Source organism: Nocardioides sp., from assembly GCF_050699375.1.
Classification (GTDB): Bacteria; Actinomycetota; Actinomycetes; order Propionibacteriales; family Nocardioidaceae; genus Nocardioides.
The window spans coordinates 1-10408 of record NZ_JBOHDN010000180.1 but is presented as its reverse complement, the minus strand read 5'-3'; the positions used below and the strand labels follow the sequence as shown (position 1 = coordinate 10408).

Below are 10408 nucleotides of genomic sequence, written 5' to 3'. Positions count from 1 at the left end.
GGCCGACCTCGGCGATCGGCTCGGCACTCGCCTCGGCCGGAGCGAGGGCACCGCGTACGACATCTCGTACGTCGCTGACCAGGTTGATCTTCAGCGCCTGCTTCACCTCGTCGGGGACCTCGTCGAGGTCGGGCTCGTTGCGCTGCGGCACGAAGATCTCGGTGAGGCCGGCGCGCTGAGCCGCCAAGAGCTTCTGCTTGAGACCGCCGATGGGCAGCACCCGACCGGAGAGGGAGACCTCGCCGGTCATGCCGACCTCGCTGCGTACCGGGCGCCCGGTGGCGAGCGAGGTGAGCGCGGTGACCATCGTGATCCCGGCGCTCGGACCGTCCTTGGGGACCGCCCCGGCAGGGACGTGGACGTGGAGCGAGCGGTCCAGCACTGCAGGATCCACCCCGAGCTCGGCTGCGTGCGAGCGGACGAAGGAGAGGGCGATCTGCGCGGACTCCTTCATCACCTCGCCGAGCTGGCCGGTGATGTTCAGCCCGGTCTGCCCGTCAGACGCGGACGCCTCGATGAAGAGCACGTCCCCGCCGAGCCCGGTGACGGCCAATCCGGTGGCGACCCCGGGCACGGACGTACGCTCCGCCGACTCCGGCGTGAACCGCGGGCGTCCGACGAGGTCCTTGAGGTTGTCCAGGTCGATCTCGACGTGCTCCGATCCGGTGGCCAGCCGCGTCGCGGCCTTGCGCAGAGCCTTGGCGATGAGCCGCTCGAGCTGGCGTACGCCGGCCTCGCGGGTGTAGTTGGCGGCCAGCTCGCGCAGCGCCTCGTCGGCGATCGTCGCCTCGTCCGCGGTGACCGCGGCGCGCTCCAGCTGCCGGGGCAGCAGGAAGTCACGAGCGATGGCGACCTTGTCGTCCTCGGTGTAGCCGTCGATGGTGACCAGCTCCATCCGGTCCAGCAGCGCGCTCGGGATCTGCTCCACGACGTTGGCGGTGGCGATGAAGAGCACGTCGGAGAGATCCAGGTCGAGCTCGAGGTAGTGGTCGCGGAAGGTGTGGTTCTGCGCCGGGTCGAGCACCTCCAGCAGGGCCGCCGCCGGGTCGCCCGCGACTGCGTTGAATCCTGGGCCGGAACCCACCTTGTCGACCTCGTCGAGGAGCACGACCGGGTTCATCGAGCCGGCCTCCTTGATGGCCCGCGCGATCCGGCCGGGCAGCGCGCCGACGTAGGTGCGCCGGTGGCCACGGATCTCGGCCTCGTCCCGGACACCGCCGAGCGCGACGCGAACGAACTCTCGTCCGAGCGAGCGCGCGACCGACTCCCCCAGCGAGGTCTTGCCGACCCCTGGCGGACCGGCGAGCAGCACCACCGCACCCGAGCCGCGCCCGCCGATGACCTGGAGCCCGCGCTCGGCGCGCCGGGTCCTCACCGCCAGATACTCGACGATCCGGTCCTTGACCTCCTCGAGGCCGTGGTGGTCGGCGTCGAGCACCTCGCGAGCGGCCTCGATGTCGGTCGAGTCCGACGTGACGACACCCCACGGCAGCTCGAGCACCGTGTCCAGCCAGGTGCGGATCCAGGCGGTCTCGGGGTTCTGCTCAGAGCCCCGCTCGAGCTTGTCGACCTCGCGCAGCGCGGCCTCGCGTACGGCCTCGGGAAGGTCGGCCTCCTCGACCCGCGCCCGGTAGTCGTCCGAGCCCTCGGGCTCGCCCTCGCCGAGCTCCTTGCGGATCGCGGCCAGCTGTTGGCGCATCAGGAACTCCCGCTGCGTCTTCTCCATACCCTCGCGTACGTCCTCGGCGATCTTGTCGCTGACCTCGGACTCCGCGATGTACTCCTTCGCCCACGCGATGACCTTCTCGAGGCGCTCGGCGACGTCCGGCGTCTCCAGCAGCTCGCGCTTGGCCTCGTCGTCGAGGTAGGGCGCGTAGCCGGCGGTGTCGGCGATCTCGGACGGCTCGCTCAGCCGGTTGACCTGGTCGATGACCGGCCAGGCCTCGCGGCGCTGGAGCACGGCGACGACGAGCCGCTTGTACTCCTCGGCCAGCTCCTTCGCCTGCTCACCGGTGGTCTCCTCGACCGGCTCGACCTCGACCCACAGCGCCGCACCGGGCCCGGTCACCCCGGCGCCGATCCGTGCTCGCGTGTCTGCGCGCAGCACTGCCGCCGGCTCACCGCCGCGGAAGCGACCGACCCGCTCGATGGTCGCCACGGCTCCGTACGTCGCATAGCGATCGCCCAGCCGTGGCGCGACCAACAGCCGGCTGTCCGAGCCGGCCCGGGCAGCATCGACAGCGGCCTGCGAGGCCTCATCGAGCTCGATGGGCACGACCATCCCCGGCAGGACCACGGCGTCGGAGACGAACAGCACAGGAAGCTTGTCCATGACGGACCTCCTACGAAAGTTGAGTGATACCCGCTCAACTTCCGAGGGCAACCGGATGTTCCCTCCGGTTAGCGTGTTCGCTGTCAGCGGACGGCGCGACGTGTAACACGCTGTTACACCGACTATCCGGTCGCTCTGAACGACCTGATAGTCCTACGAACGACGTGTTACCCCTTCGCGGCTGCGGCCAGACCCCGCAACAGCTCCAGCACACCCTCGGGCCCCGGGACCGCGACATCGGCGAGTTCCGCGAGCGGGCCGCGGTCCGGGCCGGCATGGGAGTAGACGAGCAGCGTCGGCGACCCGGCGGCCTTCCCCCAGGCCCGGACAGCCTCGAACGCCTCGACATCACCCAGGTCGTCACCGCCGAACAGGATCGCGCCCGGCGAGACCTCCGCGACCAGCGCGTCGATCGCGTGACCCTTGTGCATGCCGTGGGCACGCACCTCGATGACCTGCTTGCCGGGCTCGATCATCAGCCCGTGCTCGGCTGCCAGCTCGGTCAGCGGCGGGAGCAGGCGCGCGGCGAGGGCGTCAGGTTCGGGGAACCGGCGAGTGTGGACGCCGACAGCGAGACCCTTCTCCTCGATGTAGGCCTCCTGCGCCCCGTGGGCGGCGAGCACCGCGGGCAGCGCGGCTTCGAAGGCGGCCAGTCCTTCGGGCGGCGGTGGGCCGACGACGACCCGGTCCGAGCCGCTCCAGCGTTCGTTGCCGTACTGCCCGAAGACGTACAGCTCCTTGCCCATCTCCGCAAGGGCGTCGGCGATCGCGGCCAGTCCGCCGAGCTCGACGACCTGACCCGCGGGACGGCCGGTCACGATGGCCAGCGCCTTCACCTGAGTCCCGAGAGCGACCAGAACCTCGGCGGCGTCCGGGTGGATGGCCGCAGTCGACGGGTCCACGACGATCGGCGAGAGCGTGCCGTCGAAGTCGAGGCCCACGAGGGCGTCGGCGGCAGCGGCGGCGACCGCGGCGTACTTCTGCTCACCAACGTGGGTCGCGTCATCAAACTGGAGTTCGGCCATGCCTCAACTGTGACACGGCAACCACCTCACGGCCGACCGGTGAGTGCGTGAGCGTGGGGCAGATCACATGCCGCCAGAAAGGGCTGAAAAGAGACGTCAGCACTCAGAGAGCGCCGGTCAGGACGACCGTCAGCCGGTCACCCTTCATCGACCCCTCAACGGCCACATGAGTTCGTTTGATGCCGAGATCCGCCGCCAGCTGCTCGCCTTCGCGCTTCATCACGGGCGGGAAGTAGACGGTGTTCTCAGGGACCGAGCCGACCCAGTTGTCCTCGCCGACGACGTTCCAGCCGACCGTTGTGGCCTTCGACGCGACCTCACCGGCCAGACCGGCGATGTTGGTCTGGTTGTAGACCTCCACGTTGACCTTGCCGCGCTCGACCGGCGTGGGCGCGGCCTTCGCCGGCTTCTTCTTCGCCGGCTTCTCGGCCTTCTGCGGCGCGGAGGCCGAGGCGGACGCGGTGCCGCCGGCCGGGGTGATCTTCTCGTCGGTGCCGTCCCGGTCGCCACCGGTGACCCAGAAGACGATCACGGCCGCGACGACGGCGACCACGCTGAGCAGGATGACCGGCGTGGGCAGCGCGACCCCACGCTCGTCACGCAAAGGCGTTCGTACGCAGCCGGTCATTCAGACCTCGAAGCCGAGCCGTCTCGCCGAGCGCTGACGCTGCCGGGCCGCGCGGAGCCGTCGCAGGCGGCGTACCAACAAGGGATCGGCCTCGAGGGCCTCCGGCTTGTCGATCAGGGCGTTGAGCACCTGGTAGTAGCGGGTCGCGGACATGTTGAACGCCTCGCGCACGGCCGCTTCCTTGGCGCCGGCGTACTTCCACCACTGGCGCTCGAAGTCCAAGATCTGCTTGTCACGCTCGCTGAGGCTCGCGGGGTCCTCGCCTGGGCCTGTGACCTGCACGTTTACGGCACTCATTCCTCGTCCCCCGTGTCGTCTGCATCTGGCCACAGACTAACCCGCCGAACTACACCGCTGTGGTTCACCCACCCGGCGTGTTACCTGACAGGTATTTTCGACACGATGACAGAGTCCTGGCCACTCGCGTCGATTAGAGTCGGAGATGTGCAGGCTGACCTGGTAATCGTGGCCAACCGGCTCCCCGTCGACCGAGTGGAGATGCCGGACGGCACGAAGGCGTGGCGCCGTTCGCCAGGAGGCCTCGTCAGCGCCCTCGAGCCGGTGCTCCGAGCCAACGAAGGCGTCTGGATCGGGTGGCCAGGCGGCACCGACGAGGACCTCGAGCCGTTCGAGGACGACGGGCTCCATCTGCTGCCGATGACGATGACGGCCGAGGACATCGAGGAGCACTACGAGGGCTTCTCCAACGGCACCCTGTGGCCGCTCTACCACGACGTCGTCGCCAAGCCGGAGTTCCACCGCGAGTGGTGGGACGGCTATCAGCGCGTCAACCAGAGGTTCGCCGAGAAGTGCGCCGAGGTCGCCGCCAAGGGCGCGACCGTCTGGGTGCAGGACTATCAGCTCCAGCTGGTCCCGCAGATGCTGCGCGAGCTCCGCCCCGACCTGCGCATCGGCTTCTACCTGCACATCCCGTTCCCGCCGGCCGAGCTCTTCCAGCAGGTCCCCTGGCGCCGTCAGCTCCTCGAGGGCCTCCTCGGTGCCGACCTGGTCGGCTTCCAGCTCCCGCAGGCGGCCCAGAACTTCGTCCGTCTGGTTCGGCAGCGGGTCGGGCACAAGACCCATCGCGACCTGGTCTATCTGCCCGACGGGCGCACCGTCCGCGCGGCCGCCTTCCCGATCTCGATCGACTTCATCGGCTTCGACGAGATGGCCCACGACGAGAGCGTCAACCAGCGCGCCAAGGAGATCCGCCAGCAGCTCGGCGACCCGAAGAAGATCCTGCTCGGCGTCGACCGGCTCGACTACACCAAGGGCATCTACGCCCGGCTGCGTGCCTACGGCGAGATGATCCGCGACACCGAGCTCGACGTCGAGGACGCCATCTTCGTCCAGGTCGCGGTGCCCTCTCGTGAGCGCGTCGAGCAGTACCGGAAGCTTCGCGACGACATCGACCGGCTCGTCGGCCGGCTCAACGGCGACCTGGGCCGCATCGGCCGCCCGGCGATCTCCTACCTGCACACCTCGCTCCCCCGCAACGAGATGGCCGCCCTCTACCGCGCCGCCGACATCATGGTCGTCACCCCCTACCGCGACGGCATGAACCTGGTCGCGAAGGAGTACGTCGCCTGCCGCTACGAGGACGACGGCGCGCTCGTCCTCTCCGAGTTCGCCGGCGCGGCCGAGGAGCTGCGCCAGGCCTGGCTCGTGAACCCCTACGACATCAACGGGATGAAGGCCGCGCTGCTGGAGGCCTACTCGGCCGAGCCGAAGGAGCTCACCCGCCGGATGAAGGCGATGCGCAAGCAGGTCGCCGCCAGGGACGTACGCCACTGGGCCGACACGTTCCTCGAGGAGCTCGCCGGGGTCCCCGGCAACCACACCAAGAACGTCCTCCCGCCCAACGCACGCTGAACCCGATCCGCCCGGCTCCGACGCCTGCCCAGCGGTGGCTAGAGTCGAGCCGTGACCACCAACTCTGACCCGATCAGGTGGGGAATTCTCGGCACCGGCCGGATCGCCCACTCCCTAGCCACCGACCTGATGCTCGTCCCCGACGCCCGCCTCGTGGCCGTCGGATCGCGGACACCTGTGTCCGCGACGGCGTTCGCGAAGGAGTACGAGGCCAACGGGCCGGTGCGCGCGTACGGCTCCTATGAGGAGCTGGCCGCCGACGAGGACGTCGACGTCGTCTACATCGCCTCCCCGCACTCCCACCACCTCGAGCACGCCACCCTCGTGCTCAACGCCGGCAAGCACGTGCTGTGCGAGAAGGCGTTGACGCTCAACACCGCCGACTCGCAGACGATGGTCGACCTGGCCGCCTCCAAGAAGCTGTTCCTGATGGAGGCCATGTGGATGGCGACCAACCCGGTCATCCGCCGCGTCGTCGCCGACGTGCGGTCGGGCCGCTTCGGGGCCCCCCGGCACGTGCACGCCGAGCTCGGGTTCGTCGCCGACCCCGAGAAGCACGGGCGCCTCCTCGATCCCGCCCTCGGCGCCAGCGCACTGCTCGACATGGGCATCTATCCGCTCACCTTCGCCCACCTGATCTTCGGCGAGGCCCGCTCGCTGACCGCACAGGCCAACCTCGGCGAGGGCGAGGACGGCGGCACCTTCGACCTCGACCTGGTGATGACCGGGAAGTACGCCGAGAACCGGCTCTCCACGATGGTCTCCTCGGTCACGTCCTACTCCTCCCGCGCAGCCGCCATCGCCACCGACCAGGGCCGCGTCGAGCTCAGCGACTTCCACCATCCCTCTGCTGCGGTCTTCAAGCCCGCCAACGGCGACGAGCCCGTCGAGATCGTCGGCGACGAGCCGACCATCGGCGCTGCGTACGGCAACGAGATCGTCGAGGTGCAGCGATGCCTGCGCGAGGGGCTCCTGGAGTCACCGCTGGTCACGCACGCCCAGACGCTCAGCCTGATGCGCCAGATGGACATGATCCGCGAGTCCATCGGCGCCCGCTACGCCGGCGAGGCCTAACCCAGAGCCGCCGAGAAGTCACCCCTGCAGGCCGAGGCGTCAGGAATGCAGGCCGAGGCGTCACTTCTGCAGGCCGAGTTGGCACAAAGATGCCCACTCGGCCTGCAAAAGTGACTTCTCGGCCTGCAGACCTGACGCCTCGGCGGTCAGGGGGTTGACGGCCTCTCGTTGAACGTACGCTGCGGGTGGACGACGTCGAGAAGCTCGGCGGTGACCTCGCTGCCGAGACTGCCCCAGTGGTCCTTGTAGCCGTAGACGCCGGCGAGGGTGCGGGACTCGTAGTCGCCGTTCATGATCTCGATGTCGTGCGGGGTGATCAGGCCCGGGTGGGCGACGCCGACGGCGGCGGAGACCTTCATCAGCTCCTTGCGCAGCGTCTTCAGATAGCTGGCGCAGCGATCGCCCTTGTCCTCGGGGTCGAGGCCGCCGGTGAGCCACTTGTTCTGGGTCGCGACACCGGTCGGACAGGTGTCCTCGTGGCACTTCTGAGCCTGGATGCAGCCGACCGACATCATCGCCTCGCGGCCGACGTTGACCATGTCTGCCCCGAGCGCGAAGGCGACCGCGGCATTCTCCGGGAGCCCGACCTTCGCCGAGGCGATGAAGGTGACCGAGTCGGTCAGGCCGAGCTCGGCGAAGGTACCGAAGACCCGCGAGAAACCGATCCGGAAGGGCATCGCGACCGCGTCCGCGAAGATCAGCGGCGCCGCTCCGGTGCCACCCTCGGCGCCGTCGACGGTGATGAAGTCGACCCCACGCTCCCCCGACCGCATCTTGCCGGCGAGCTCCTGCCAGAACCCCATCTCGCCGACCGCCGACTTGATGCCGACGGGCAGCCCGGTCTCGGCCGCGATCATCTCGACGAAGTCGAGCATCGAGTCGACATCGGAGAAGGCGGAGTGACGAGACGGCGACGCGCAGTCCTTGCCGAGCTCGATGCCACGGATCTCGGCGATCTCCGGGCTCACCTTGGCCGCCGGCAGCAGCCCGCCCAGCCCCGGCTTGGCCCCCTGGGAGAGCTTGATCTCGATCGCCTTGACCGGCGCCGTGGCGACTCGCTCCTTCAGCCGATCGATCGAGAAGGTGCCGTCGGGGTTGCGGCAGCCGAAGTAAGCAGTGCCGATCTGCAGGATCAGGTCGGCCCCACCCTCGAGGTGGTAGGGCGAGATGCCGCCCTCACCGGTGTTGTGCATCGTCCCGGCCCGGTGCGCGCCCAGACTGAGCGCCTTGATCGCGGGCCCGGACAGCGAGCCGAAGCTCATCGCCGAGATGTTGACGACCGAGTCCGGCCGGAACGCCTTCGCCCTGCCCCGCGGACCGCCGAGCACCTTCGCCGAGGGCAGCTTCGCTGCCGGGTCGTGGTCGTCGGGCAGGGCGTCGGCGAACGTACGGTGCTTGATCTGGACGTGGCCCTGGGCGTGCTCGATGTCGTTGTCGGTGCCGAAGCCGAAGTAGTTGTTCTGCTCCTTGGACGAGGCATAGACCCAGCGTCGCTGGTCGCGGCTGAACGGCCGCTCCTCGTCGTTGTCGGCGACGATGTACTGCCGTAGCTCCGGCCCGATCTTCTCCATCAGATACCGCGCATGCCCTACTACCGGGAAGTTCCGCAGGATCGCGTGCTTACGCTGGGTCAGGTCGCGCGCGGCGATCACGCCGGCCGCCACGGCCACACCCCCGAGCAGGGTCGTCATCTTCATGTACGTCTTCCTACCTGTCGGCCACGCTCTTGTAAACGTCCTACCCGGGGGCGGCGGGCAACACTCAGGCGAACTCGGGGACGACCTGCGACTCGAAGAGCTCGATGGAGGAGCGGTCGTACGCGGCGTCGCCGAAGTAGGTGATGGCGTACGTCATCCCCAGCTGCTCCATAGCCTTCAGCTTCTCCACGATCTGCTCGGGGGTGCCCGTCAGACCCTGGATGCCGCTGCGACGGGCGTTCTCAGCACCAGCACGCTCCCCGAGCGACTTGGCGAGGTGGTCGGCGAACCAGTCGAGCTTGTCCTGGACGTCCTTCTCGGTCTCACCGATGAACACGTTGTAGTTGGAGGAGCGGGTGATCTCGGAGAAGTCACGGCCGAGCTTGTCGCAGTGGCCCTGCAGGATCTCCGACTTCGCCTGGAACGTCTCGGCATCGCCACCGAAGTTGGTGTAGTCGGCATACTGCGCGGCGATCTTGAGGGTCACCTTCTCGCCGCCGCCGGCGATCCACAGCGGAATGCCGGAACGGCCCTGCTGAAGAGGCAGCGGCTGACAGATGGCGCCGTCGACCTGGTAGTACTTCCCGTCCAGCGACGAGACGCCCTTCGTCCAGGCCTGCTGGAAGATCTGGACGCCCTCGCGCAGCATCCCGAGCCGGTCGCGGGCCTCGGGGAAGCCATAGCCATAGGCCCGCCACTCGTGCTCGTACCACCCGGCGCCGATGCCCATCTCGACCCGGCCACCGCTGATGTGGTCGGTGGTCGCGGCGACCTTCGCCAGGTAGGCGGGGTTGCGGTAGCTCATGCACGAGCACATCTGCCCGAGCCGGATCCGCGACGTCACCGCGCCCAGACCGGCCATCAGGGACCACGCCTCGTGGGTGGCCTGGTCCGACGGCTCCGGGGTGGTGTGGAAGTGGTCGTAGACCCAGACGCTCTCCCAGGCCGAACCGGAGTCGGCATGCACGGCCAGGTCCTTCATCGTCGTCCACTGATCTGCCGGGTCGATCCCGACGAGGTCGAAGCGCCACCCCTGGGGGAGGAAGAAACCGAACTTCATGTCTACTCCTTCTTGGATCCAACCCGCCTGCCGCACCCAACCTATCCGTCGGTGCCAGCCGATACCCTCATGATTTATGACTGCACTCGCCGGACTCGTGGACAAGGGCCTGATGGCAGCCGACTGGGCCGAGGCGCTGGCACCGGTCGAGCCGCAGGTCGAGCAGATGGGCCGCTTCCTGCGCGACGAGCTGGCGGCCAGGCGTCCCTACCTTCCCGACGGCGACCGGATCTTCAACGCCTTCCGACGGCCGCTGCGAGACGTACGCGTCCTGATCGTCGGCCAGGACCCCTACCCGACCATCGGGCACCCGATCGGGCTCAGCTTCGCGGTCGAGAAGGACGTACGTCCGCTGCCCGCGTCGCTGCGGAACATCTACGCCGAGCTGGCGACCGACCTCGATCTGAAGATGCCCGAGCACGGCGACCTCTCGACCTGGGCCGACCGCGGGGTGATGCTCCTCAACACCTCGCTGACGGTGCGGCCCGGCGCTCCTGCCTCGCACTCGAAGAAGGGCTGGGAGGAGGTCACCGGGCGGGCGATCGACGTGCTCGGCCGCCGCGGTGGGCCCCTGGTCGCGATCCTGTGGGGCCGGCACGCCCAGAACCTCGAGCCGAAGCTCGACCAGGTGCCCGCGATCAAGTCGGTCCACCCCTCGCCACTCTCGGCCCGCCGCGGGTTCTTCGGATCCCGGCCGTTCTCCCGCGCCAACGCGCTCCT

9 protein-coding genes are annotated in these 10408 nt (G+C 68.8%); 3 read left to right on the top strand and 6 right to left on the bottom strand.

Annotated elements, in window-relative coordinates; genetic code table 11:
• The 4 genes from lon to ACRDPS_RS13330 form a co-directional block, all read right to left on the bottom strand.
• A partial coding sequence (gene lon, locus ACRDPS_RS13345) for an endopeptidase La (RefSeq protein WP_431502128.1) occupies positions 1-2332 on the bottom strand: 2332 nt, incomplete at its 3' end.
• Positions 2333-2499: 167 nt separating this feature from the next.
• On the bottom strand, positions 2500-3357 hold the full coding sequence (otsB, locus tag ACRDPS_RS13340) for a trehalose-phosphatase (protein WP_431502127.1): 858 nt from the start codon (positions 3355-3357) through the stop codon (positions 2500-2502).
• A gap of 103 nt (positions 3358-3460) precedes the next feature.
• Positions 3461-3961 (bottom strand): LytR C-terminal domain-containing protein, encoded by a 501-nt coding sequence (locus ACRDPS_RS13335; RefSeq protein WP_431502126.1) that lies wholly within the window; start codon positions 3959-3961, stop codon positions 3461-3463.
• Between the two features lie 24 nt (positions 3962-3985).
• Positions 3986-4282, bottom strand: a complete 297-nt coding sequence (locus tag ACRDPS_RS13330) for a DUF3263 domain-containing protein (protein WP_091046051.1) — start codon at positions 4280-4282, stop codon at positions 3986-3988.
• 105 nt (positions 4283-4387) lie between these two features.
• Between ACRDPS_RS13330 and ACRDPS_RS13325 the strand changes: the two genes are divergently transcribed.
• Together ACRDPS_RS13325 and ACRDPS_RS13320 are read left to right on the top strand one after the other, a co-directional pair.
• On the top strand, positions 4388-5857 hold the full coding sequence (locus tag ACRDPS_RS13325; protein ID WP_431502125.1) for an alpha,alpha-trehalose-phosphate synthase (UDP-forming): 1470 nt from the start codon (positions 4388-4390) through the stop codon (positions 5855-5857).
• 51 nt (positions 5858-5908) lie between these two features.
• Positions 5909-6931, top strand: a complete 1023-nt coding sequence (locus ACRDPS_RS13320; RefSeq protein WP_431502124.1) for a Gfo/Idh/MocA family protein — start codon at positions 5909-5911, stop codon at positions 6929-6931.
• Positions 6932-7077: 146 nt separating this feature from the next.
• On the opposite strand, the gene ACRDPS_RS13315 is transcribed toward ACRDPS_RS13320, so the two are convergent.
• Positions 7078-8628, bottom strand: a complete 1551-nt coding sequence (locus ACRDPS_RS13315) for an FMN-binding glutamate synthase family protein (RefSeq protein ID WP_431502123.1) — start codon at positions 8626-8628, stop codon at positions 7078-7080.
• Between the two features lie 64 nt (positions 8629-8692).
• Positions 8693-9688 carry an LLM class F420-dependent oxidoreductase gene (locus ACRDPS_RS13310; protein ID WP_431502122.1) on the bottom strand — a complete coding sequence of 332 codons (996 nt, stop codon included), beginning with the start codon at positions 9686-9688 and terminating at the stop codon, positions 8693-8695.
• 76 nt (positions 9689-9764) lie between these two features.
• Between ACRDPS_RS13310 and ACRDPS_RS13305 the strand changes: the two genes are divergently transcribed.
• Positions 9765-10408: uracil-DNA glycosylase (locus tag ACRDPS_RS13305; protein WP_431502121.1), on the top strand; the 644-nt coding region annotated here is incomplete at its 3' end.